This is a genomic window from Halomonas sp. AOP27-A1-41 (assembly GCF_052378605.1).
Classification (GTDB): Bacteria; Pseudomonadota; Gammaproteobacteria; order Pseudomonadales; family Halomonadaceae; genus Vreelandella; species Vreelandella citrativorans.
This window is the reverse complement of the sequence record NZ_JBQSXT010000005.1, coordinates 66,928-88,356: the sequence shown is the minus strand read 5'-3', so window position 1 is coordinate 88,356 and position 21,429 is coordinate 66,928. Positions and strand designations below refer to the sequence as shown.

At 54.5% G+C, this 21,429-nt stretch carries 22 protein-coding genes; 13 read left to right on the top strand and 9 right to left on the bottom strand.

Features of this window, described 5'->3' with window-relative positions; genetic code table 11:
- Positions 1-33 precede the first annotated feature (33 nt).
- The gene (locus ACT3TC_RS05440) at positions 34-1,032 is read right to left on the bottom strand and encodes a mechanosensitive ion channel family protein (RefSeq protein WP_193053623.1); all 999 of its coding nucleotides are present in this window, start codon (positions 1,030-1,032) and stop codon (positions 34-36) included.
- Positions 1,033-1,514: 482 nt separating this feature from the next.
- Here ACT3TC_RS05440 and ACT3TC_RS05435 point away from each other — a divergent pair, with 482 nt between their 5' ends.
- From ACT3TC_RS05435 to ACT3TC_RS05415, 5 genes are all read left to right on the top strand, one after another.
- Positions 1,515-2,678, top strand: a complete 1,164-nt coding sequence (locus ACT3TC_RS05435) for a glycosyltransferase family 4 protein (protein WP_444639399.1) — start codon at positions 1,515-1,517, stop codon at positions 2,676-2,678.
- A complete protein-coding gene (locus ACT3TC_RS05430; RefSeq protein ID WP_172117678.1) occupies positions 2,641-3,180 on the top strand; it encodes a phosphatase PAP2 family protein in 540 nt (179 codons plus the stop codon). Before ACT3TC_RS05435 ends, ACT3TC_RS05430 begins: the two co-directional genes overlap by 38 nt.
- A gap of 114 nt (positions 3,181-3,294) precedes the next feature.
- Positions 3,295-4,740, top strand: a complete 1,446-nt coding sequence (locus ACT3TC_RS05425) for a sodium/glutamate symporter (RefSeq protein WP_444639398.1) — start codon at positions 3,295-3,297, stop codon at positions 4,738-4,740.
- Positions 4,741-5,746: 1,006 nt separating this feature from the next.
- The gene (locus tag ACT3TC_RS05420; RefSeq protein ID WP_087108872.1) at positions 5,747-5,878 is read left to right on the top strand and encodes an entericidin A/B family lipoprotein; all 132 of its coding nucleotides are present in this window, start codon (positions 5,747-5,749) and stop codon (positions 5,876-5,878) included.
- A gap of 5 nt (positions 5,879-5,883) precedes the next feature.
- The gene (locus ACT3TC_RS05415; protein ID WP_444639397.1) at positions 5,884-6,420 is read left to right on the top strand and encodes a YqiA/YcfP family alpha/beta fold hydrolase; all 537 of its coding nucleotides are present in this window, start codon (positions 5,884-5,886) and stop codon (positions 6,418-6,420) included.
- Here ACT3TC_RS05415 and ntrC read toward each other — a convergent pair.
- The 4 genes from ntrC to ACT3TC_RS05395 form a co-directional block, all read right to left on the bottom strand.
- A complete protein-coding gene (gene ntrC / locus ACT3TC_RS05410; RefSeq protein WP_444639396.1) occupies positions 6,417-7,865 on the bottom strand; it encodes a nitrogen regulation protein NR(I) in 1,449 nt (482 codons plus the stop codon). The two genes, ACT3TC_RS05415 and ntrC, sit on opposite strands and share 4 nt — an antisense overlap.
- A complete protein-coding gene (gene glnL / locus ACT3TC_RS05405) occupies positions 7,862-8,920 on the bottom strand; it encodes a nitrogen regulation protein NR(II) (RefSeq protein WP_444639394.1) in 1,059 nt (352 codons plus the stop codon). The genes ntrC and glnL overlap by 4 nt, the downstream gene beginning before the upstream one ends.
- A 229-nt stretch (positions 8,921-9,149) precedes the next feature.
- Positions 9,150-10,556, bottom strand: a complete 1,407-nt coding sequence (glnA, locus tag ACT3TC_RS05400; RefSeq protein WP_172117682.1) for a glutamate--ammonia ligase — start codon at positions 10,554-10,556, stop codon at positions 9,150-9,152.
- Positions 10,557-11,042: 486 nt separating this feature from the next.
- The gene (locus tag ACT3TC_RS05395; RefSeq protein ID WP_444639392.1) at positions 11,043-12,071 is read right to left on the bottom strand and encodes an acyltransferase family protein; all 1,029 of its coding nucleotides are present in this window, start codon (positions 12,069-12,071) and stop codon (positions 11,043-11,045) included.
- 165 nt (positions 12,072-12,236) lie between these two features.
- Here ACT3TC_RS05395 and ACT3TC_RS05390 point away from each other — a divergent pair, with 165 nt between their 5' ends.
- Both ACT3TC_RS05390 and ACT3TC_RS05385 read left to right on the top strand, forming a co-directional pair.
- Positions 12,237-13,112 carry an alpha/beta hydrolase gene (locus tag ACT3TC_RS05390; RefSeq protein WP_444639446.1) on the top strand — a complete coding sequence of 292 codons (876 nt, stop codon included), beginning with the start codon at positions 12,237-12,239 and terminating at the stop codon, positions 13,110-13,112.
- Positions 13,113-13,176: 64 nt separating this feature from the next.
- Positions 13,177-13,482, top strand: a complete 306-nt coding sequence (locus ACT3TC_RS05385; RefSeq protein ID WP_193053628.1) for a hypothetical protein — start codon at positions 13,177-13,179, stop codon at positions 13,480-13,482.
- A gap of 103 nt (positions 13,483-13,585) precedes the next feature.
- On the opposite strand, the gene ACT3TC_RS05380 is transcribed toward ACT3TC_RS05385, so the two are convergent.
- Entirely contained in the window at positions 13,586-13,765 is a 180-nt protein-coding gene (locus tag ACT3TC_RS05380) for a hypothetical protein (protein WP_193053629.1), read from the bottom strand.
- A gap of 97 nt (positions 13,766-13,862) precedes the next feature.
- Here ACT3TC_RS05380 and ACT3TC_RS05375 point away from each other — a divergent pair, with 97 nt between their 5' ends.
- The 4 genes from ACT3TC_RS05375 to ACT3TC_RS05360 all read left to right on the top strand — a co-directional run bounded on the left by ACT3TC_RS05375 (position 13,863) and on the right by ACT3TC_RS05360 (position 17,480).
- On the top strand, positions 13,863-14,516 hold the full coding sequence (locus ACT3TC_RS05375) for a hypothetical protein (RefSeq protein WP_444639391.1): 654 nt from the start codon (positions 13,863-13,865) through the stop codon (positions 14,514-14,516).
- A 293-nt stretch (positions 14,517-14,809) separates the two neighbouring features.
- Positions 14,810-15,544: a metal ABC transporter ATP-binding protein gene (locus tag ACT3TC_RS05370; RefSeq protein ID WP_444639390.1), complete on the top strand. Its 735-nt coding sequence runs from the start codon at positions 14,810-14,812 to the stop codon at positions 15,542-15,544.
- Complete coding sequence (locus ACT3TC_RS05365) at positions 15,528-16,418, top strand: metal ABC transporter permease (RefSeq protein ID WP_172117693.1); 891 nt, start codon at positions 15,528-15,530, stop codon at positions 16,416-16,418. Before ACT3TC_RS05370 ends, ACT3TC_RS05365 begins: the two co-directional genes overlap by 17 nt.
- Positions 16,419-16,439: 21 nt before the next feature.
- Entirely contained in the window at positions 16,440-17,480 is a 1,041-nt protein-coding gene (locus ACT3TC_RS05360) for a metal ABC transporter substrate-binding protein (protein ID WP_444639389.1), read from the top strand.
- On the opposite strand, the gene ACT3TC_RS05355 is transcribed toward ACT3TC_RS05360, so the two are convergent.
- Entirely contained in the window at positions 17,477-18,349 is an 873-nt protein-coding gene (locus tag ACT3TC_RS05355) for a LysR family transcriptional regulator (protein WP_444639388.1), read from the bottom strand. The two genes, ACT3TC_RS05360 and ACT3TC_RS05355, sit on opposite strands and share 4 nt — an antisense overlap.
- 147 nt (positions 18,350-18,496) lie before the next feature.
- Here ACT3TC_RS05355 and ampC point away from each other — a divergent pair, with 147 nt between their 5' ends.
- The gene (gene ampC / locus ACT3TC_RS05350) at positions 18,497-19,660 is read left to right on the top strand and encodes a class C beta-lactamase (RefSeq protein WP_444639445.1); all 1,164 of its coding nucleotides are present in this window, start codon (positions 18,497-18,499) and stop codon (positions 19,658-19,660) included.
- Positions 19,661-19,791: 131 nt separating this feature from the next.
- Positions 19,792-20,457: a cupin domain-containing protein gene (locus ACT3TC_RS05345; RefSeq protein ID WP_444639387.1), complete on the top strand. Its 666-nt coding sequence runs from the start codon at positions 19,792-19,794 to the stop codon at positions 20,455-20,457.
- Here the strand turns inward: ACT3TC_RS05345 and ACT3TC_RS05340 are convergent.
- Both ACT3TC_RS05340 and gloA read right to left on the bottom strand, forming a co-directional pair.
- Complete coding sequence (locus ACT3TC_RS05340; RefSeq protein WP_444639386.1) at positions 20,454-20,819, bottom strand: DUF6164 family protein; 366 nt, start codon at positions 20,817-20,819, stop codon at positions 20,454-20,456. The genes ACT3TC_RS05345 and ACT3TC_RS05340 overlap by 4 nt on opposite strands.
- 1 nt (position 20,820) lies before the next feature.
- Positions 20,821-21,354, bottom strand: a complete 534-nt coding sequence (gene gloA, locus ACT3TC_RS05335) for a lactoylglutathione lyase (protein ID WP_172117697.1) — start codon at positions 21,352-21,354, stop codon at positions 20,821-20,823.
- Positions 21,355-21,429: the final 75 nt, after the last annotated feature.

The window sequence follows — 21,429 nt, the reverse complement described above, 5'->3', positions numbered from 1 at the left end:
AGGCTGTGTATGGTTATTAACGGCGGCGTGAGTTTAATCCTTCTCAAGATAGACAGTCCGAGAGGGGAAGGCAAAATCAGCGTCATGACCATGCACGATAGTGATGATATTAAGGTAGATATCTTGCTGGATCGCCAGCCATTCAGCCCATTTCGTGGTTCTGGTAAAACCATAGACCATAATATTTAGTGAGGAATCCGCAAATTCGTTGAAGTAGACGAGGAGGGTCTGCGTGAAATCAATGCCGTCGTGCTTCTGAAGCATCGCGCGAATATCGTTGACGACGGCGGCAACCTTGTCGGCATCCTCGTACCTGAGGCCGACCGTAGTACTGATGCGCCTATTACGCATCTGCCCCGGATTTTCGACGCTGATCGTTGAGAAAACGGAGTTAGGGACGAAGAGCGGGCGGTTATCGAAGGTGATGATCTTCGTCATCCTCCAACCGATTTCCTCGACGGTACCCTCAATATTACGGTCCGGAGACCGAATCCAGTCGCCAAACTTGAAGGGGCGGTCGAAATAGAGCATCACGCCGGAGAAAACATTGCTTAGAACATCCCGTCCGGCAATACCGATGGCGATACCGCCGAAGCCGCCAAAGGCCAAGAGGCCCGAAAAGCTCAGGCCCAGATGTTCACCGAACAAAAGCAGTAACACCAGCACCATTGCAAGTTTAAGGATGCGGGCGATGCTTGTGGCCGAGGTTTTATCGCTTCCCTTCGTTACCTGATCGGCCGTCAGGCGGTTAATCAGCAGGAAGGTTTGCTGCATGGCGGTCAGACCAATAGCCACCAAGGTCAGGTCGTCAATGATATCCGGCTTTATGGCGGAGACCTTTCTGTCGACCAGTATCTGATTGATGGTCTTGTTCAGAGTCAGCAGGAAACCCGCATTCGCGGCGAACAAAACAACGTGAACGGAGATGCTGTGGGACCAGCTCTTTCTTTTCCGCATGATAAAACCGGAGGCCAGCGCGACCGTCAGAAAAGCTATCAAGAGCCCCGCATTTATCCAGTCGTTGATCATCATGTTTCCGTTCCTTGTTCCAGGCGCCGCCAATTTCGCCCAGCTTCATCGCCATGTAAACCCGTGTTCATTCATGAATACCCATCCGGGCATGGCAAATCTTCTTTATTAAAACGTTATTAGAGCCTAATTAAACATATCACTTCTTAGCAACGCACTACTAATATGCTCAAGCAAAATCACAAAACGTAGTGGCATGCGCCATGGCTCTTTTTAGTTGTCCATGAAACCCTATTGTCCTAATAACACTGCGGCTCACCCAGCGGTAAAAAAATAACCAACGAATCTTTTATTATAAAATTCCTCTTTCAGTCGCTTTTATCAGGTTGTAATCTCTTAATAATAACGTCGTTTAAAGCAGGCCTATCAATAATTAAATAAACGGCGATTGATATTTATGTCACTAGTTTTTCACTGTCCTGACTTGGCAATGTCATCGTTACCGACCACACTAAGTTAAAATATGATTAAGGGGCGTATCGTTTATGCGGCTATGTATTGTGAGTGAAACGTGGTCACCCGATATCAATGGCGTTGCGCACACGCTAAGCCGCATTAACCACGAACTGCACCAGCAGGGCGTAACGGTCGATGTGATTCGCCCACGCCCCAAAGTACCCGGAAGCGCTACGCATATTGCCCAGGAAATGCAGGTTAAATCTGTCGCTTTACCTGGCTATGCGGAAGTACAGGTAGGCTTGGTAACACCCGCTAAGCTGCGCCGCTTCTGGCGTAAGTACCGTCCTGATACGATCTATCTTGCTACCCAAGGCCCGCTTGGCTGGGCGGCACGACATGCGGCGAGGCAACTCAATATTCCTCTGGTGGCGGGCTGGCATACCAACTTTGACCACTACTGCCACGATTACGGCGTGTCGTGGTTATCCTCCGCCACGCGGCGCTATTTGCGCTACTTTCATAATGGCTGTACCACCACGCTGGTCCCCACCCATTTACAAGCCGAGACGCTACGCCGCCAAGGCATCCACGGCGTTCAAGTGCTGTCGCGCGGAATCGACGGAGAGCGCTTTTCACCCACTTTTCGAGATAGCGCGTTACGCCGTCAATGGGGAGTGAGTGACCATCAGCCCGTGGCCATTTATGTCGGTCGTTTAGCCGCTGAGAAAAACCTCACGCTACTCCAGGAAACACTGCAAGCCATGCGTGAAGTGCGCCCGGATATGGCCCAGGTCATTGTGGGCGACGGCCCAGCGCGTGCGCAGCTTGAAAAGGCGCTACCTGATGCACACTTCACCGGGTTCGTCGATAAACATGAATTAGCCCGCCACTATGCCAGCGCCGATATTTTTGTCTTCCCTTCGCTGTCAGAAACCTGGGGCAATGTGATTACGGAAGCCATGGCCAGTGGTCTGGCTGTTGTGGCCTATCGATACGCAGCAAGCGCTGAACTGATCGAAAATGATCAAAACGGAATGACGATAGCGCTTGATGATGGCGACGCATTTCAGCAAGCAGCGGTCGAGCTTTGCCAGCACCCCGCCGACTATGCACGGCTAGGGCGTGTTGCGCGCCTTCGCGCACTTGAGCAAAGCTGGTCGGGCATTGCAGACCAGTTTATGCAGTACCTTCAGCAAGCCCAGGAGAATTACCATGCGTCCGCGCCCGCTTGTCGTATTCGATCGTCTTGATTTACTGGAGTGGCGCCTCTGCCAGCGGGTGACACGACTCAACCTGTTTCGCCCGTGGCGAATTCTCTTGCAAGCCGCCAGTCGAATAGGTGACTGGCCTATCTGGGTACTGCTGATAGCCGCTCAGCCTTGGCTACAGCCGGATGGAATCTGGCGTATGGTGCAATACACCAGCATCGCACTGCTGGCGATGGCGGCTTATCGCTTAATCAAAACGCGCCTGTGCCGCGAGCGGCCCTTTATTACCTACCTGGGTGGCGTGCATTGCGGTGAGCCTGCGCGTGACCGTTACAGTTTTCCCAGTGGCCACACCATGCACGCCGTAATGTTTAGCGTACTGGTGGCGGCTCATACGCCGTGGCTACTTCCTTTGGTGGTGCCACTGGCCCTGCTGATTGCCGTTTCCCGTGTTGGTCTCGGACTCCACTACATTAGCGATGTTCTTGCAGGCGCCGCTATGGGTTATGGCTTTGCTCTACTTAGCCTCTATTGGGCAGGCTAAGCATTAACTATTCGCCAATTTAACCACGACGCACTACGTTAAAACCAACCCTGTCATTTACTTGGTCTTGTGAAGACGGCATACGCCCTCTCGCATTCATTAAGGAGTGATGTGATGACCATGACGGTTGGTGAACTTTTTATCGCACTGGTGATTATCTCTCTCGCGCTCGTCGCAAGTAATGCGCTGCGGCTTCGGATTGGTTGGCTACGCAGGCTGTTCTTACCCAGCTCCGTCATTGCTGGTCTTGTGCTTTTATTGATGGGCCCGGACGTTATCGGACGCTTGCTGCCTACTTTTTTTGAAGAGAGCCCCGGTCTTTTCCCCGCGTATGTACAAGAGAGCTGGTCTGCGCTACCTGGCCTTTTGATCAACGTGGTATTTGCTGCCCTCTTTATCGGTAAAACGATTCCTGGCATTCGTACTATTTGGCTGCGCGCAGGCCCTCAGGTCGTTGTTGGACAAACAATGGCGTGGGGCCAATACGTGGTGGGGTTGACGCTGGCGCTATTGATACTTGCCCCCTTGTTTAATATGAACCCCATGGCGGGCGCCCTTATTGAAATTGGCTTTGAAGGCGGCCATGGTACGGCCGCTGGCATGGCCGATACGTTCGCTGACCTGGGGTTTGAAGAAGGCGCTGACCTTGCACTTGGTCTCGCCACCGTGGGCATTGTTTCCGGTGTACTCATTGGCACGCTCATGATTAATATTGCCGCGCGCCGCAACATCATTACGCCCAGCAACGAGAACGATGAACCTGATGACATGATCCGTGAGGACAGTCGCCCTTCTACTGAAGAGTTTAGCGAATTTAAAAAAGACCTCATGCATGAAGCAGGAACCACTGACCCGCTTAGCCTGCATATTGGGTTGGTGGGCATTGCCATTTTAATAGGTTGGCTGCTGCTCTCTGGCCTGCAGTGGATTGAGCAAGTCACCTGGGCAAGCAATGGAGGTCTTGAGATATTAGCGCATGTGCCGCTATTTCCTATCGCGATGATTGGCGGCGTCATCGTCCAGTTAGTGATCACGCGCTTTGGCCTGGAGCACCATGTTTCCACACGTACCATGGCGCGAATTGCTGGCACCGCGCTTGATTTCACCATTGTCGCTGCACTTGCCACGCTGTCACTCACCACCCTGGGGGAATACTTCCTGCCCTTTTTACTGCTTGCCGTCGCAGGCATTGCCTGGGGGTTATTCGTTCTTATCGTGATTGCCCCCCGAGTAATTCCAGAAGGCTGGTTTGAGCGGGGCATTGGAGACTTTGGACAATCCATGGGGGTCACGGTGACGGGCTTATTGCTGATGAGAATGGCTGACCCCAGCAATAAATCCGGCGCGCTTGAGAGCTTTGGCTATAAGCAGCTTATGTTTGAACCGGTGGTAGGTGGTGGGTTATTTACCGCCGCTGCTTTGCCCTTGATAGGCGAGTTTGGTGCGCTCGCCATACTGGGCTTTTCGGCTATTTTAACCGTCAGCTGGTTAGTCTTTGGCCTGCTGTACTTCGGACGCATGGTGCCCGACAGAGGCCGTGGCCGCTGGCAGAAAAAGTAGCCCGCCGCGTTATGTTCACCCCAAACGATCATGCCCACTTTCGTGGGCATGATCGTTTAGTGTACGTATTCTTTTTAGAACGCGCCGTTGGGCGGTAACCATCAAATATCGGGCGGTATGTCTTCGTGGTTGTCTGTTGTGACCATAAAAGAACTTTTAAACATCATGTATAACCCGATGGCGGAAAACACCAAGAACAGCACAAACATGCATAACATCAATCCCATCGCCATAACGCTTGTTCCTGAAATGCGCGGCTACTGCATTGGCATGTTCTAACCGCTTAGATTTAGTGTGCTGCAAGGATAGACTAAATCGGCGGCGTCATCTGTACAAATCTTTTGCAAATTATAGCTAAGAATCAACAATTTTATAATTTTCAACAGCTTAAAAAAAACACATACAACGCAAAAAAACCACAACGCTTACGCGAAATGGTCATTTTGCATCTCAGCCAATCCCTGGCCTCGACGATTAGCATATCCTTATGCTAATACAAATGAGCGGGTGAATGTCCTTTAACGTCCTGTTCTTCTACTTGGCTCCTGCCTTCCCTTGCTTCCTATCAATCCGCTCATGTTGTTCCTACTCATGATATTGCAGGCTTTAGGCCAACTGCCAACATAAAAACAAAAAAACAAGTAAAATCAAAAACTTGAAATAAAAAACACTTTCCTAAAAACAACGAAAAACCCTCTTTAGCCGTGTGTAAAAAAGGCACATGCGACAAAAATACCTGCTCATCGAATGGTCACCGTGACACTAAGCACCACTTGGGAAGCTGAACGTTTGGCTATTGCTCACTTTATTTCGGCAAAAACGTACTACTTCTTACCCTAACGTGTTATTGCTGGCTAATATAAAGAGAAGGCAAGATACTTCGAAGGCACGCTTGGTATGGGCTACTGCGTTGCTGATGGCAGCCTTACTGTTTTATGCAAGAATGGTTTTACGCAGGACTGTTTCTACTCACGACTATTTCTGATCAACAAGAAGGGATCATTCAATGAAACGCACATGGGCGATGGGTGTAGTGCTATTAACCACACTGCTGGCGATCAGCGGTTGTAATACGATTCATGGCGCGGGAGAGGATATCTCGGAAGGCGGCCAGGCGATTGAAAGAGCAGCGGAATAACCATAATGATGACCGTCTATCTTTCACACGGCCTGGAAAGCGGGCCCGGTGCCTTGAAAATTCAGGCACTCAAAGGGATCGCCGAAACGCTCGATGATTGTGAGCCGGTCGTTATGGATTACCGTGGCATGGCAGAGCCCCCCAGGCGGCTGGATCACCTGTTGGATACTCTGTCAAAACGCAATGATAATCCCGCAGCGTGTGTGCTAGCGGGTTCTAGCCTGGGAGGATGGCTGAGCGCTGCGGTTAGCACTCAGCATCCCCTTTTAGGTTGTTTTTTACTTGCCCCTGCGCTTGGCTTACCGGCATACCCTGAAACCTCGCCGATGATTCAGGCTCAGCTTACCCATATCATCCACGGCTGGCAGGATGATGTCGTGCTGCCCGGCCCCGTTATTGAACGCGCCCGATTACAGCAACTCTCGTTACGGATGGTCGATGACGACCATCGTCTTCACGCTAGCCTGGACACCATACTGAGCGACTTTGAGCGTTTTCTAACGCAGTGCCAAGCGCTTACCAAGCAATCAATGCTCGTTTAGCGCGAACAGTGGCAGCGTTCTTCGTCTGCCAGGGCGGGTAGCAACGTCTTTAATTTACGCGTTAGTGTATTGCGCCCCCAGCCTAACAACTCCGCTGCTTCTCCTTTACGCCCACCGGTATGTTTTAACGCCGTCTCAATCAGAATTTTCTCAACGTCGGGTACGGCCTCTTCCAACAGATGTGTATGCCCTTCGGCCAGAGCACGGTCGGCCCATTCCCGAAAGGCGCTGCGCCATTCGCCATGACCGCCGCTTTCAGTTGCCTGGGGGGAGCGTAGCTCTGGCGGTAAATCCTCCACCAGAATTTCACGCCCAGACGCCATTACCGTTAACCAGCGACAGATATTTTCCAGGTGGCGCACGTTACCCGGCCACGCCAGGCGCGTCAGGTGCTCCTCGGTTTCGGCCGTGAGTACCTTGATGTCGGTGGCAAGTTCTTTGGCGGCTTCAGCAAGAAAATGCCGTGTGAGGCGTGGGATATCCTCACGGCGTTCGGCAAGGCGCGGCAAGTGAATGCGGATAACGTTCAGGCGATGGAAAAGGTCCTCACGAAAGCGCCCGTCATCCACCAGCGACTCAAGGTTCTGGTGCGTCGCGGCGATAATCCGCACGTCAACCTTGACCGGGGTGTGCCCGCCCACTCGGTAGAACTCACCGTCGGCCAATACGCGCAGCAAGCGAGTTTGGGTTTCAGCCGGCATATCGCCGATCTCATCCAGAAACAGCGTGCCGCCGTTGGCCTGCTCAAAGCGCCCCTGGCGCTGGGCAGCGGCCCCGGTAAACGCACCTTTCTCGTGGCCAAACAGTTCAGACTCAATCAGATCACGCGGGATGGCCGCCATGTTCAGGGCAATAAACGGCTTGCCCGCCCGGGGGCTGTGCTGGTGGAGTGCCTGGGCTACACGCTCTTTACCGGTGCCCGACTCGCCATTGATGAGCACAGTAATATGCGAATGAGAGAGTCGCCCAATGGCCCGAAACACCTCCTGCATGGCCGGCGCTTCACCAATGATTTCTGCGTTCAAACCTTCGGGAACGCTGATCGGCCGTTGGCGCTCGCGCGCATGAGCCACCGCCCGGCGCACAAGCGCCAGCGCTTCATCCACATCAAACGGCTTGGGCAGGTACTCAAACGCACCGCCTTGATAAGAGGCCACTGCGCTGTCGAGATCCGAATGAGCGGTCATGATGATGACCGGCAAATCCGGGTGCGCCTCACGGATGTGCGACATAAGATCCAGCCCATCAATGCCCGGCATGCGAATGTCAGTCACCAGCACATCCGGTGGGGTTGTCAGCAGTCGTTCCAGTACTGTATCGGCGCGTTCTATGCACTCTACATCAAGATCCGGCTGTGCCAATGCACGTTCAAGCACCCAGCGGATAGCGCGATCGTCATCCACAACGACCACCCGTGCAACCTCGTTACGTGTCGCCTCTATCATGATGCTTCTCCGGTACAATTAATAACCAATGGAATCAGTAAGCGGAACTCGGTGTGCCCGGGACGTGAGTCACATTCAATCAACCCTTGATGCTGATGCAGGATCGACTGAGCGATGGACAACCCCAATCCGCTGCCTTCAGCACGCCCTGACACCATAGGGTAGAAGAGCGTTTCTTTAAGTCCTTCCGGGATACCAGGGCCGTTATCGATCACACCCACCTCGCTCACTAACCGGTGGCGCTCAGCACCCAGGGTGAACTGACGCCGGGCACGGGTGCGCAGCATCAATTCGGGCACAGGGGTCTCGGCATCGCTCATGGCCTGCACGGCGTTCCTGGCCACGTTAAGCACGGCCTGGATCATCTGCGCCTCATCCCCGGAAAGGTCCGGCAGGCTAGGGTCGTAATCGCGGTGGATGGTGATATTCGGATGTTCAGCCACCAGCAGCGTTCTTACCCGCTCCAGCACTTTGTGGATGTTCACCGGCGCGTGCTTAACAATGCGATTCGGGCCAAGCATCGAATCCACCAGATCACGCAAGCGGTCAACCTCCTCCACGATGATATGGGTAAACTCACGCAATTCAGGCTTATCCAGGTCACGCTCTAATAGCTGAGCCGCCCCGCGGATGCCGCCCAGCGGATTTTTCACTTCATGGGCCAAGCCCCGGGCCAGCACTTTGATGGTTTCCTGGCGCGTGGTGAGCGCTTCCTCGCGGGAAATTTGCATCAAGCGGTCACGAGGTTCTACTTCCAGCAGAAGCTCGTCTTCCGACAGGGGCGTCACGGTGTAATCTACGGTCAGCGCTTCACCGTTAACCGGGGTAATGCGCGCCTCGCGCTGGGTGTAGGGATGAAAGGCATCCCGCGCCTTGGCCAACACCTGATCAATACTTTCATCCCCGCCCAGCAGGGTATCCAGGCGGCTCCCCTGCACACGGCTAAAGCTTACTGCCAACAGCGCTTCGGCGGCAGGGTTCATCCAGCGTACGCGGAGCTCACCGTCCAGCAGCAGCACTGCCATGGAGAGATGTTCTAGTAAACGCTGATACATGACGTGTCCTGAATATCGCTGATAAAAACGTTCAATGCTTAAGAGAAACTGCAAAAAGCGCGCCAGGCCTTGATTCAACGAGCGTTAAGCGCACAGCCTGCCATGGTCGATCCATCACATGCACCATCTTAGTGCATGGAGCACCGTTAAGGCGCGCCCCTTTCACTGGTTAAGTGCAATAAAAAACCCCGCCGAAGCGGGGTTTCAAAGCTATCGCGTTACACCGCTATTAGCAGCTGTAGTACATATCAAACTCGATGGGGTGCGTGGTCATGCGAATACGCTCCACTTCTTCCATCTTGAGTTCGATGTAGGCATCAATCATATCGTCGGTGAACACGCCACCTTCGGTCAGGAACGCACGGTCAGCGTCGAGCGCTTCCAGAGCCTGGTCCAGGCTGTTGGCAACGGTCGGTACCAACTTGCCTTCTTCTGGCGGCAGGTCGTACAGGTTCTTGTCCATGGCATCGCCAGGATGAATCTTGTTCTTGATGCCGTCGATACCTGCCATTAGCAGGGCAGCAAACGACAGGTACGGGTTAGCGGTCGGGTCAGGGAAGCGGGTTTCAACGCGCTTGCCTTTGGGGCTGACCGTATAGGGAATCCGGATAGAGGCGGAACGGTTACGGGCGCTGTAAGCCAGCATAACCGGCGCTTCAAACCCCGGCACCAAACGCTTGTACGAGTTGGTAGAGGCGTTGGTGAAGGCGTTCAGAGCGCGTGCGTGCTTGATCACACCGCCGATGTAATACAGCGCCATTTCCGACAGGCCTGCGTATTCATCACCGGCAAACTGGTTCTGACCATCTTTCCAGAACGACTGGTGAATATGCATACCAGAACCGTTGTCGCCAACCAGCGGCTTGGGCATGAAGGTCGCGGTTTTGCCGTACGCGTGGGCCACGTTGTGGATCACGTACTTCATTTCCTGAACTTCGTCCGCCTTCTTCACCAGCGTATTGAATTTAACGCCGATCTCGTTCTGCCCCGCATTCGCCACTTCGTGGTGGTGAACTTCAACGGTCTGACCAATCGCTTCCAGGGTGTTACACATAGCGCCACGGATATCGTGGAAGCTGTCGACCGGAGGAACCGGGAAGTAACCGCCTTTAACGCGCGGACGGTGCCCCAGGTTGCCGCCCTCTACCTGATTACTGGTCGCCCAGGCGCCCTCGTCGGAAGAAATCTTGTACATGGAACCCTGAATATCAGACTTCCAATGTACTTCGTCAAAAATAAAGAACTCAGGCTCCGGACCGAAGAAAGCAGTATCGCCCAGGCCGGTGGACTCCAGGTACGCCTCAGCGCGCTTAGCAATAGAACGCGGGTCACGGTCATAGCCCTGCATCGTGGCTGGCTCAATGATATCGCAACGCAAAATCAGAGTAGCGTCTTCGGTGAAGGGGTCGAGGAAAGCAGTGCCATCTTCCGGGCGCAGGATCATGTCGGATTCGTTAATGCCTTTCCAGCCCTCGATTGAGGAGCCATCGAACATTTGACCATTTTCGAAGAACTCTTCGTCTACATCGCGGGCAGGCACGGTAACGTGCTGCTCTTTACCACGAGTATCGGTGAAACGCAGGTCCACCCACTTAACATCATGTTCTTCAATTAGCGCGAGAGTCTTGGCTGACATTGTGCCTCCGATATGGGCGTGGCTTAAAGCATGTAACAGTAAGCTATCGATAAAAGTGTTATTAGACAAACCCCGTCATTCAATAAAGTACGTGCCTGACAGGCCTATCCTTTTTGTTCGCTTAACATTTGCCTGAAATTGAATCACACATCGCCTAGCGATCATTTCAAACCGGCTATTGTTGTAGCACGCCGAGAGGCATCTGCCTACGGTGGCTAGCCGCTGACAAATATAATGCAGAGAACATGCCAATCCTGCACCAACATGACCGAAACAATTACTAACCTGTTGTTTTAAGGCATATAAAAGCTGCGTCTGCATGCCTCTCTATGACGCATAAGTATTTCCCGAGGCTTTTAAACACACACGGACCTGTTTTTTTGACCCAAAATAGATCAAACACAAGCATAACCGCACCTAATTGGTGCATGAAAGACATAGAGCGCCCCTCTCGGCTTCCAACCCACCGCACAGCGCGTCAACGCCCTACACTTTTAGCCGCTTGCCAAACATCATGGCCCCGGCTTTTGTGGTGTTCGCCATTTTACTGAGCAGGATAGAGCCCGTGGCGCCCGTCACTATCAGCAGCAGCACGTAAACCGTTATAGGCAACGCCAACGGCATCACCAACGCATCGGTAATGGCAAAAAACATGGGGTGCGCCAGGTAAATACCAAACGAATACTGGTTGATATAGCGCACCCAGCGAGGCGCTGTGATGTCTTTTAAATAACGCATCGCTACAAGCGTTGAGAGCATGAACAGCGGTATCACCCACACTTCCTTGGATGAGAACTGCAGCCACCCCGCCACGCTGGCCGCGACCAGCAGGCAAACCAACACGACCAACCACAAAGGCCACGACAGGTACTGCATCCATAAAGGCCGCAGCGGTACCTGGGCTCCACTATCAAAGGGGTAGTAACGCACCAGCACCAGGGCCAGAAAGAACAGATATATCCAGCCCAGAGGTGCCACCCAGAGCAGATACCCCGGCAGCGCCACACCCAACCAATATGCCACTCCCCAGTACGCCATACTCACCCAACAGCTCACCCACAGCCACGGCACCGGGTTAAAGCGCCACAGCTGCCAGCGGGTAAACAGCCAATACGCGATATAAAACTGCATGGCGATAATCAAGAAATAACCGTGCCACCCGGCGAAAACAAAGTACTCCAGCGCATTGGCGACAAAGCCTACCGGCTCCCCTGCCACATACAGCCGAACCCACTCGGCCGTCGAGTAGATAAAGCCATATACCAGATAAGGCAGCATGACGTACTTTACCCGTTGGGCCAAAAAGCCAGGCGGCACTGCCTTGTCATAGCGCATGGCAAACACAAACACTGAAATGAACAAAAAGATCGGCGTGCCCAATACCAGCGGCAGGCGCATCAGGTCGGTGGCCAGGTTATCCACACGCTGATTAACGTGGTCCAGCAAATGAAATAAAAACACGGCCACGCAGCCGTACGCACGCAACCAGTAAATTTCCTCTATCCTTTTATGCATACCTGCTCCGTGTATGCCTGACATTCGCCTGCGCTGAACAGTCTCGGCGGGTACGGTGTACGACGCTATAACCCTGCGATAATTCCCGGAGGCTGTTTGTCACTCCTCTCATTTTCAAGTGTATTTCATGGGTTGTTACGTTCCTTGTTGACCAGCCTGACAGCCCTGGCGGGCCTATGGAGCCTGTTTAACACCGCCGTTGCTGGCGAGGTGCACTACGCCACCTTTGACTCGCCCACGCTGGGCCACGCCTACCCTTACACCGTGTATCTACCCGACCATTATGACGCCACTGCCGCCGAGCCTTACCCAGTGGTTTATCTGCTCCATGGCTCTTTTGGCAACGAACGAGACTGGCTAGCCAAGGGCAACCTTGCCCAAACCGCTGATCGTTTGATTCGCGCTGGGCACATTCCGCCTGCCGTATTCATCATGCCCGGTAGTCGCAGCTGGTGGGTAGACGGCCATAATGAGGCCGCCCGTAGCGCCTTTTTTAACGACTTGATGCCGCATGTTGAAAACCAGTACCGAGTGGGCGCCACGCGAGCGCTTCGCGGTGTAGGCGGACTATCCGCCGGAGGGTTTGGCGCGCTTAATTTTGCCCTGGAAAAGCCCGAGATGTTTGCCGCTGCCGCAGCGCTAAGCCCGGCAAGCTATCTTCCGTATCCGCCGAGCAACTCCTCAGCACATCGTCATCCCGCGTTTTTGGATGAACAAGGCCATTTTGATACGGCTTTATGGGACCAGCTCAACTACCCCGCTTACCTTGAAGCGTATCGCATTAACGTAACGCCCCGGCCCAGCGCAGAAGAGAGCGACATCCCGATCGTGCCACTTTACATTAGCGCAGGGCGCAGCGATGTGTACGACGCCGAGTTTCACGCCCGTAAGCTACGCCAAGCCATGGAACGCATTCAACCTAATGATGTACGCTTGGACCTCTACCCCGGCGGGCACACCTGGCGCGTTTGGCGTGCCAGCCTACCTGCGGCCTTAACCTTTATGTTTCAGCATATTGGCAAAGGTCCCATTAACCCATAACTAGCAAAACTAATAAAAACCAAACTACACTTGTGTTTTTCGGCCCACTTACAAGGAAACCACGATGCATCGACATATCGAATGGGAAGACCCCGGCAAAGACAGCGTATCCAAACTGTTTGCTAACGACCACCATGAACACGCCCGCATTGGCACCGGCGATATTTTATCCGCTCGCTACCAAGGCCACATCGTTCACGTAAAAGTGGAAGCCTACCGAGAAGAAGACGCCGTGAGTATTGGCAGCGTTGCCGCCATCATGGACACCAAAGGCCACCATCTTAAAGGCCTTCCTGATCTCAACATCGGTGACATTGTCCGGCTCCCCGATGACAAGCGCGCCTTTGAACACTGGGACAAGGATAAATAAGCAGTTTCAACACCGTTATTTCAAAGAGCCTCCATTGAGGCTCTTTTGCTTAAAGCTGAACGCTAGCGTTAATCCCAAGACAGCGCTACAACCTCGCCAACTTTCAAGTATTAACCCATTCAAGCAGCGCGGCAGTAACCGTTAGCGCACCCGCGATGGAGGGATGGTCATCTAAATACCCCAACTCATTATCGCTCGCGCAGGGATCAACTTTTCCATTATCGCTCATATCGACCACTGACGGTTCATCCCCGCCTGTGCGGGAATCGCCTTTAAGCGCCATTGACCTTAGTCATACTTAACGTCAGGCTTCCGCGAAAATCCCCTTCCAGTACATGCTACGCTTAATGCCATCCTCCTTTGACGACAGGACTTTCCCGATGCGTTTACACTCTCTTTTAGGCGTACTACTGTGCGTTGTGGCACTGCCAGCCTTGGCGCAAACAACCGATGAATGGGCGGGTTACGACGACGTATTTGAGCGCGGTGCGCGGCAGGCCAATGTGTGGGAGTGGGGTTGGACAGGTATTTATGGCGCAAGCCTTGTGGTGGATGCTTACCAGGCCAGCGAAGCAAGCGACCGCGATGACCGTTTTGATGCGTGGATCGGTGTGGTGAAATCAGCCTTGGCGCTTGGCGGGGTGTTGCTGGATAGCCAGCCACACCAGGCGGCGTTGGCGCAGTACGAGCGTTTAAAAGCCCGTGGCGAGCTAAGCGGTGTGCAAGCGCTGGGGTTGGAACTTGCCCAGGCCGAGCGGGCACGCCGTGGCTGGGGTGAGCGAGTGAACTCACTGGTGATCAACAGCATTGCGGGCGGTATTATTGCGGCCGATGGCCGCGAGCGCGACGGGGCGATGAACTTTGCCATGGGCATGCTGGTCAATGAACTTCAGATTTGGACCCAGCCCAACCAGGCGTCTTCCGCTATTAACCGCTTTCAGCCCGCCCGCGTTTCGCTTGGCCCAGTGACGATGGACGGCGAGTATGCGCTGCTGGTCTCTCCCCAGCAGATTAGCGCTACATGGCGTTACTAAAACGCCCTGTGGATAAGTTACTTTGGGATGAGTGAGTAACCGCGTTTGTCATTGTCACGACGCAGTAAGCACGTAAAATATTCAGCAATTTTTTTGGCTTCGCCAATTGTTATGTTATAACTTATTCTATTATTAAGAGGGTACTCTGTGAGTCATCGCACGCACCGCCATAACCGGGAGGGGCCTTGCCACTTCTCTTTAATGTCATTGTCGGCCACGAAACGGCTGCTACTGGTGACGATACCGCTTGTGGCGCTGTGGGCGCTGGTGGTGTGGGCTGGTGGGTGGCCTAAATGAGTCAGCGCACAACATCACGCTTACAGCTTAAGAATTTGCACTTGGTCCAAGGGCATCGCACCGTGCTTGAGCATGTGGATGGCGATATCAGGCCGGGGGCTATTACGGCGTTAGTGGGTGCCAATGGGGCCGGTAAAAGCACTCTGATCCAGGCCATTATGGGCGAACTTCGCCCGGCAGGCGGCAACGTAATATGCAGCGTTCCTTCTGAACGCCGTGCCTGGCTGCCCCAGCAGTTGGCGCTGGACTTAACCTTTCCCATGAGCGTGGAGGAGTTGGTCATGACCGGCAGTTGGCCAAGCCATGGGGCACTAAAAGGCTACTGTGCGGCGCACTACCGTAAAGGTCGCGACATCATGGCGCGCTTGGGTATTTCGCACTTGGCTCACCGCCCGTTAGGCGAGCTTTCCGGTGGCCAGCGCCAGCGGGCCTTGATTGGGCGTACGTTAATGCAGGAAGCCGAGCTGCTACTGCTGGATGAGCCTTTTGCCAACGTGGACAGCGACACGGTCGATATTTTAATCCGTATCCTGCGCCAGATGGCCGATGACGGTACGACGATTATTATTGTTCTGCACGATATGGACCATTTACGCCGCTTGGCCGATGAAATATTGATGTTAAACGGCGGCCATGCCCGCTGGGTGGCACCCAGTGAACTACATCATCAGCCACTGCCCGCCCAGGCAGTACCTTTTACACTGGGGGAGCACCATGCTGGAACTGCTTAATACGTGGCTGATTGCGCCGTTTGATTACGGCTTTATGCGCCGCGCGGTGGTCGGCGGGTTAGCGCTGTCCATTGCGGCCCCGCCCTTGGGCGTTTTTCTGGTGCTACGCGGCATGAGTCTGATCGGCGATGCCTTGGCGCACGCCATTATGCCGGGCGTGGCTATCGGCTTTCTACTGGCCGGGTTCTCGCTGCCCATTATGAGTATTGGCGGCGTATTGTGCGGGTTAATGGTGGCGCTACTTGCCGGGGCAGTATCGAAGATAGGCGGCCAGCGTGAAGATGCGGCCATGGCGAGCTTTTTTATTATCTCTCTAGCGGCGGGGGTCATGCTGATCTCGATGGGGGGCAGCAGCGTTGACTTAACCCACGTTCTGTTTGGGTCGATTTTGGCCGTTAACGCCACCGCATTACTACTGATTGCAGGCATCAGCACGCTGATTCTGGTGACCCTGGCGATCATCTTCCGCGCGCTGGTGGTGGAGTGTTTGGACCCGCTTTTTTTACGCGGCCAAAACCGCCGCAACGGCTGGGTGCATAGCGTGTTTTTAGCCTTGCTGGTGCTCAACATGACGGCGGGCTTTCAAACGCTGGGCACGATGATGGCGGTAGGTTTAATGATGCTGCCCGCCACCGCCGCGCGTTTTTGGAGCAGGCGCCTTGAGGGGCTAATGGCGATTGCCGTCGTGATTGCCATGGTCGCCAGTACCGGTGGCTTGCTGCTCTCTTTTCATCTGGATATTCCTTCGGGGCCGAGCATTATTCTGCTGGCCGGCGTGGGCTATCTTTTCTCGGCGATGTTTGGGCGCTACCACAGTCTGGCTGCCCGGCTAAGGCGTAAAACAGCCCCGCTCAGTGCTGAGGCATCTACGTAACATCATTCAACAGGAGTCGGTATGTCTTTACGGTTATCTTCGCGCTTATTGGTTGGCGTATCCGCCATGTTGGCACTGCCCGCGGCCATCGCAGCAGACCGCGTTCAGGTGGTGACAAGCTTCTCCATCCTGGCCGATATGGTCGAGAACGTGGGCGGTGAGCACGTTGAAGTAACATCACTGGTGGGGCCTGACGGTGATTCGCACGTCTACTCCCCTCGCCCAGGCGATGCACGCGCACTGACAGAAGCGGATCTTGTGGTGTTCAATGGCCTACTGTTCGAAGGCTGGATGGAGCGGCTCATTGAATCCAGCGGCTACAACGGCGCATTGATAACGGCCACTGATGGCATTAACAAGCTCGACTACCATGGTCATGGGCATGACCACGATCATGACCATAATCACGACCACGACCATGATCACGGACACGACCATGCGCATGGTGAATTTGATCCTCATGCCTGGCAGGATATGGCCCAAGCGCGGATTTACGTTGCCAATATTCGTGACGGGTTGATTGAGGCCGATGAAACTAACGCCGATGAGTACCAGGCTAACGCCGATAATTACCTGGCCAGCATGGCAGAAGTCGATGCTGAAATTCGTGAGCTCATCAGCGAGATCCCGGCCTCAACCAGCGTGATTACTGGCCACGACTCCTTTGGCTACTTCTCGAATGCTTACGGCGTTAACTTTTTGGCTCCTACCGGCTTATCGACCGAAGTAGAACCCAGCGGCGCCAGCATGGCCGAGCTGGTGGATGTGATCAACGATCAAAACGTACAAGCCCTGTTCCATGAAAACATGACCAATCCTGCCGTCATTCAGCAGCTTTCTGAAGAGACGAGCCTGCCGATTGCCGGAACGCTGTATGCCGATGCGCTCTCTTCCGAGGGCGAAGCGAGCACCTACCTTGGCATGATGCGCCACAATGCGGTAGTGCTGCACGAAGCACTGGCCCAGCCGGGCCATGATGACCATGCGCATGACGGCCACGACCATGCACATGACGATCATGACCACGGTCATGATCACAGCGAGCATAGCCATAGCCACTAGGCATTGGTTGCCATGGTCAGCCACTCTCTAAAACAGGCCATGGCCTGGGTTTCTGGCCGCGATTGTAAGCGCGTCAGCCAGTACCCGCCTAAACTCACCGCGGTGCTGAACGGTTGTACCAAAGCACCGCTGGTGAGCGGGCGTGAGAACATTGAAGGCGGCGCCAGGGCAATGCCTACACCCTGCTGTGCGGCTTCTATCATGGCAATAGAAGAGTCAAACACGATACTTCTTGGCACAGAAACACTGCCTGATAACCCCGCCGCCAGTAGCCACTGCGTCCACTCATCGGTGCGATAAGAGCGTAGCCATGTTTCACCCACGACATCGGCCGGCGTCTTTAGCCGGGTGGCGATGTCAGGCGTGCACATGACCGACAGCGAGGCTGGCAACAAAGGCTGGGCCGCAATACCGTGCCAGGCGCCTGTTCCAAAACGAATAGCAAAGTCGAACCCTTCCGCGGCCATATCCGTACGGTTGTTATGGGTCGAAAGGCGCAGATCAATAAACGGATAGCGCTCCTGAAAGTCAGCAAGCCTGGGCAGCAACCAGCCGACGGCGAACGTGCCCACCGCGCCCACATTCAATACCTCCCGGTAGTTCTGCTCGCCTAATTGATCCAGCGTGTGCGTAATCTGATCAAACGACGCCTTGAGGACCGGCAGTAGCATTTCGCCCTCTTGCGTTAACATCAGTCCGCGCGGCAGGCGGGTGAACAGTGCTACCTTCAACTGACCTTCCAGCAATTTTACGTGATGACTAACGGCCGCTTGCGTCACGCATAGCTCGGCAGCCGCTCGGGTAAAACTCAAGTGCCTGGCCGACGCTTCAAAGGCGCGCAGGGCTTTTAGTGGTAAGTAGGGACGCACGACACAGACCCCCAAATTTTTCTAATGGCTTATGCAAAATATCGCTGTTTGTCACCTTGTACGGTTCGCCGTAACGTAAGCAATGAATCAGCGGGGCCAACGCCCGATGTTAATCAACAACACGTAACGGGTTTTCTGATGAACAAGATGTTAACAGCAAAGAATGCGCTTATTGTGGCAGGTTCGTTTCTTATCAGCGCTTTTGGCTATGCGAATGATGATCCACGCAGTCTGCTGGTGGCGTCGGTGGTCAACGACACTATCGTAGTCTTGATGGACGCGCACAGTATCCCGGGCATGGCCGTAGCGGTAAGCGTTAAGGGCACGCCCTATTACTTTAATTATGGGGTCGCCGATCAAGAGGCTGGCGTGCCGGTAACTACCGATACGCTGTTTGAGCTGGGCTCCGTCAGCAAGACGTTTACGGCGACGCTGGCGGCTTACGCTCAGGCCAGCGGTGCTCTGTCACTTTCTGACCCCGCCAGCCAGTACCTGCCAGCCCTTGAAGGGAGCGCCTTTGATAACATCAGCCTGTTGGAACTGGGCACCTACACGGCGGGCGGGCTGCCGTTGCAGTTTCCAGATAGCGTCAACAACGAAGACGACATGGTCGCCTACTACCGCCAGTGGGCACCGACGTATGCGCCCGGCACCCATCGACTCTATTCAAATCCGAGCATTGGATTACTCGGTTACCTGACCGCCCAGCGGCTTGGAAAACCTTACGCCCAGTTGATGGAAGCGCACGTGTTTTCAGCACTCGGCCTTGAGCACAGCTACCTGCAGGTACCTGAAGACGCCCAAGCGAACTACGCCTTCGGGTACTCAAAAGAGGATGAGCCGATTCGGGTAAACCCCGGCGTACTGGATGCAGAGGCCTACGGGGTAAAGTCGAATAGCGCCGATATGCTGGCGTTCATTAACGCCAACATGGACAGCTCAGCGGTGGATGAACCGCTGCGCGAAGCACTGCAAGCAACCCGGATGGGCTACGTCAACATGGGCGATATGACCCAAGGCCTCGGTTGGGAGCGCTATGCCTACCCTGTGTCGCTTGACCAGCTACAAGCAGGCAATTCAATGGAGATGGTGCTGGAGGCTAACAAGGCCGAGCAGCTTCAGACACCGCTACCGGCAGATGACGATGTGTGGTTTAACAAGACGGGCTCAACCAATGGCTTTGGCGCTTATGTCGCCTTTGTACCCAGCCAGCAAATAGGCATCGTGATGCTCGCCAACCGCAATTATCCCAACCAGGCACGTATTGAGGCCGCCCACCATATTCTGACGACACTTGCGGCGACGCCCTGAAAAAAACCGCCTTTATGCCACGAGCCTTCCTAAAGGCTCGTCATTAAAGCGCTCTTTTATGCATTGCATTTTGGGTGGTGGATAAGGAGACTTGCACTACCGCGATCCCCCCACTGCAAAGAGCCAACACCATGCGCCTTAACGCCGACTTTAGCCACTTTGCCTGCGTAACGCCGGACCAATATCAATGGGTCGATTCGCCCAGTGCAGGCGTCACACGCATGATGCTTGATCGCATCGGCGAGGAAGTCGCCAGAGCGACCAGCCTGGTACGCTACGCGCCCAACAGCCAGTTCACCGCACATACCCACGACGGCGGGGAAGAGATTCTTGTACTAGAGGGCGTGTTCGGTGATGAGCACGGCCGCTACCCCGCGGGCACCTATCTGCGCAATCCTATCGGTACGGGCCACACCCCGCACATAGGCGATGAGGGCGCGCTCATCCTGGTGAAGCTTCACCAGTTTGCAGCCAATGACATTCTTCAACTGGCCGTACCTGCCCACCGTTTACCTTGGCAGCCGGACCGCCGCCCAGGCATTACCTATAAAATGCTGCATACCTTTCACCAGGAGCGCGCCAGCCTGGAGCGGTGGGAGGCGGGCGTGACGATTGCCTACCCGACGCTGGGTGGTGGCCTGGAGGCGTTTGTTCTGGAAGGCACCTTGTGCGACGGCGATACCGAATACCCGACGGGCAGCTGGTGTCGCTACCCTCCCGGCGCCGCTCCCCAACTTAGCGCGGGCAGCGCAGGGGTCAAGCTCTACTTAAAACGCGGGCACCTGCGGCTTGATTAACGAGTCAGGCCAAGAAATGGCAGCAGCGTAAGCAGTGCCACCATAACGACCGCCACCATTACCAGGGTGACCTGAAAGGGATGCGCCGCCAAGCGGCGCCATAAGGTAGGTGCATCGCCTTGGCTCACGGCATCGGCGTGCGCTTGCCGAGCCTTGGTGAAGCGCTCGGCTTGATACACCGCCAGTGCTGCTTCGGCCGCCTCACGCTGGGTTTCATCACGCAGCCAGATCGCGTCCACCCCTAAGCGGAAAAAACCGGCCTGCGTTTCATAGGTATCAAAACCATGTTCTGCCAGTAGTGAGCGGACTTCCATGGCTTCTTCATCGGTAACGTAGCGCAGCCGAAACAGCAAGTGTGCCATATCAGTCGCCCATCGCCGCCATTAGGTCGGCCTGGATAACTTCGATCCAATAGCCGTCCGGGTCTTTCACAAAAATGACGCCCTGCATTTTGCCTTGATCCGCCCGCTTTATGAACGTCACATCGTGCTCATCAAACCACGCCTGGGCCGCTTCCAAGTCCGGCACGCTAAAGCAGATATGTCCAAAGCCCTGCGGTTCGGCATTGCCATCGTGGTAGGCAAAATCGTCCTGGTCTTCTGTGCCCCAGTTATGGGTAAGTTCTAACAACCCCTTTTGGCTGAAGGTCCAGGCCGTACGCGCCTGGGTATCTTCCGGCACCTGGTCGTTGGCTTCCAGGTTCGCCAGAAAGTAGAGCGAAAACTGCATCTCTTCGAAATCCAGCCGACGCAGTACCTGCATGCCAAATACCTGGGAGTAAAAGGCCAATGAGCGCTCGGGGTCTTTCGCCCGCAGCATCGTATGGTTTAAGCGAAACCCTTGGGTTTGCGCAGGGGCCGGACGAACGCCTTTATGCTGTTCACCTTGCAAAGTCATCTTGGGCTCCTTGTGGGAATTATGCTGTTAAATGAATTGATTGAGGGGCTATCTTTGACAAAAACCATACCGTGT

Excerpts from the sequence above, each read along its gene's own strand:
- ACT3TC_RS05440 (WP_193053623.1), bottom strand. The coding sequence starts at position 1,032 with ATGATGATCAACGACTGGATAAATGCGGGGCTCTTGATAGCTTTTCTG.
- ACT3TC_RS05435 (WP_444639399.1), top strand. The coding sequence starts at position 1,515 with ATGCGGCTATGTATTGTGAGTGAAACGTGGTCACCCGATATCAATGGC.
- ACT3TC_RS05430 (WP_172117678.1), top strand. The coding sequence starts at position 2,641 with ATGCGTCCGCGCCCGCTTGTCGTATTCGATCGTCTTGATTTACTGGAG.
- ACT3TC_RS05425 (WP_444639398.1), top strand. The coding sequence starts at position 3,295 with ATGACCATGACGGTTGGTGAACTTTTTATCGCACTGGTGATTATCTCT.
- ACT3TC_RS05420 (WP_087108872.1), top strand. The coding sequence starts at position 5,747 with ATGAAACGCACATGGGCGATGGGTGTAGTGCTATTAACCACACTGCTG.
- ACT3TC_RS05415 (WP_444639397.1), top strand. The coding sequence starts at position 5,884 with ATGATGACCGTCTATCTTTCACACGGCCTGGAAAGCGGGCCCGGTGCC.
- ntrC (WP_444639396.1), bottom strand. The coding sequence starts at position 7,865 with ATGATAGAGGCGACACGTAACGAGGTTGCACGGGTGGTCGTTGTGGAT.
- glnL (WP_444639394.1), bottom strand. The coding sequence starts at position 8,920 with ATGTATCAGCGTTTACTAGAACATCTCTCCATGGCAGTGCTGCTGCTG.
- glnA (WP_172117682.1), bottom strand. The coding sequence starts at position 10,556 with ATGTCAGCCAAGACTCTCGCGCTAATTGAAGAACATGATGTTAAGTGG.
- ACT3TC_RS05395 (WP_444639392.1), bottom strand. The coding sequence starts at position 12,071 with ATGCATAAAAGGATAGAGGAAATTTACTGGTTGCGTGCGTACGGCTGC.
- ACT3TC_RS05385 (WP_193053628.1), top strand. The coding sequence starts at position 13,177 with ATGCATCGACATATCGAATGGGAAGACCCCGGCAAAGACAGCGTATCC.
- ACT3TC_RS05380 (WP_193053629.1), bottom strand. The coding sequence starts at position 13,765 with ATGGCGCTTAAAGGCGATTCCCGCACAGGCGGGGATGAACCGTCAGTG.
- ACT3TC_RS05375 (WP_444639391.1), top strand. The coding sequence starts at position 13,863 with ATGCGTTTACACTCTCTTTTAGGCGTACTACTGTGCGTTGTGGCACTG.
- ACT3TC_RS05370 (WP_444639390.1), top strand. The coding sequence starts at position 14,810 with ATGAGTCAGCGCACAACATCACGCTTACAGCTTAAGAATTTGCACTTG.
- ACT3TC_RS05365 (WP_172117693.1), top strand. The coding sequence starts at position 15,528 with ATGCTGGAACTGCTTAATACGTGGCTGATTGCGCCGTTTGATTACGGC.
- ACT3TC_RS05360 (WP_444639389.1), top strand. The coding sequence starts at position 16,440 with ATGTCTTTACGGTTATCTTCGCGCTTATTGGTTGGCGTATCCGCCATG.
- ampC (WP_444639445.1), top strand. The coding sequence starts at position 18,497 with ATGTTAACAGCAAAGAATGCGCTTATTGTGGCAGGTTCGTTTCTTATC.
- ACT3TC_RS05345 (WP_444639387.1), top strand. The coding sequence starts at position 19,792 with ATGCGCCTTAACGCCGACTTTAGCCACTTTGCCTGCGTAACGCCGGAC.
- ACT3TC_RS05340 (WP_444639386.1), bottom strand. The coding sequence starts at position 20,819 with ATGGCACACTTGCTGTTTCGGCTGCGCTACGTTACCGATGAAGAAGCC.
- gloA (WP_172117697.1), bottom strand. The coding sequence starts at position 21,354 with ATGACTTTGCAAGGTGAACAGCATAAAGGCGTTCGTCCGGCCCCTGCG.